This window comes from Oleiphilus sp. HI0132, assembly GCF_001635845.1.
Window position 1 is genome coordinate 1 of sequence record NZ_LWGJ01001829.1, and the last position, 1,519, is coordinate 1,519.

The window sequence follows — 1,519 nt, forward strand, 5'->3', positions numbered from 1 at the left end:
GACGCCTGCTGAGCTTGAAACAAACGAAAAGCATAAAAAGCACAAGAAGAAAGAAAAAGTGCCTGTTGTGGATGAGGACGAAGCTCCGAAACGCAAGCATGTTAAGTCTGCCGGACACAGAGCGCCTCGTCAGCGAGATGAAGATCTATCAACAATCAGTTTAGATGTTCTTATCGATGAAGATGAGCCGCAGCCACGTAAGCTAAAGTCTAAAAAGAAGAAAGTAAAACGTACTCATGCTTTCGAGAAACCGGTGTCGCCTGTGGTTAGAGAAGTAAATATCGGTGAGTCAATCATCGTAAGTGAATTGGCAGACAAGATGTCTGTTAAGAGCGCCGTTGTGATTAAATCACTGATGGGTATGGGCGTTATGGCAACGCAGAACCAGTCTATTGACCAAGAAACTGCAGTGCTTGTTACTGAGGAGTTAGGTCATACAGTGAAATTGGTTGCTGAAGATGCGATCGAAGCTGAAGTGATTGAGAGTATCGATTACGCAGGTGAAGAGACGCCTCGTGCGCCAGTTATCAGTGTAATGGGTCACGTTGACCACGGTAAGACCTCTCTGCTTGATTATATCCGTAAAGCGAAAGTAGCTAGTGGAGAGTCAGGTGGTATTACACAGCATATTGGTGCTTATCACGTAGAGACCGGTCATGGCATGATCACCTTCCTGGATACGCCAGGACACGCAGCCTTTACAGCTATGCGTGCACGTGGTGCGAGCAGTACTGATATTGTTATTCTGGTTGTAGCAGCCGATGATGGCATGATGCCACAAACCGAAGAAGCGATTCAGCATGCGCGATCAGCAAATATGCCGATCGTTGTTGCGGTAAACAAAATGGATAAAGAGCAAGCAGATCCTGATCGTGTTAAAAATGAACTAGCGACGAAAGAAGTTATCCCCGAAGACTGGGGTGGCGATGTCCAGTTTGTAAACGTTTCTGCGCATACCGGTGAAGGTATTGATGCTTTGCTTGATGCTGTATTGCTTCAAGCTGAGCTTCTAGAGTTAACAGCTGCCAAGAACGTTCCGGCAAAAGGTGTTGTTGTGGAATCTAGCCTTGATAAAGGCCGTGGTGCTGTATCAACAGTATTGATACAGAACGGTACACTTCGTGGTGGTGATATCGTTATTGCGGGCATGTGTTACGGTCGCGTTCGAGCGATGCTTGATGAAAATGGTCAGCCAATTAAAGATGCAGGCCCGTCTATTCCAGTTGAGATACTGGGTCTTAATGGCACGCCTGATGCGGGTGACGAGTTTGTTGTTGTTGAGAGCGAGCGAAAGGCACGTGAAGTAGCTGAGTTCCGCGAAGAGAAGAGCCGAAAGGATCGCTTGCAGCGTCAACAGGCTTCTAAGCTTGAGAACATGTTTAGCAATATGGGCCAAGATGAAGTTCGTACTTTGAACGTTGTTCTGAAAACTGACGTGCGTGGTTCTTTGGAGGCGCTGACGGCATCATTGAATGACATTGGTAATGAAGAAGTTCAAGTAAGAATCGTGGGTAGTGGT

At 46.7% G+C, this 1,519-nt stretch carries 1 protein-coding gene; it reads left to right on the top strand.

All coding sequences use genetic code 11. The annotated features are described in order from the left end of the window. Positions 1-1,519: translation initiation factor IF-2 (gene infB, locus A3766_RS27645; RefSeq protein ID WP_068643391.1), on the top strand; the 1,519-nt coding region annotated here is incomplete at both ends.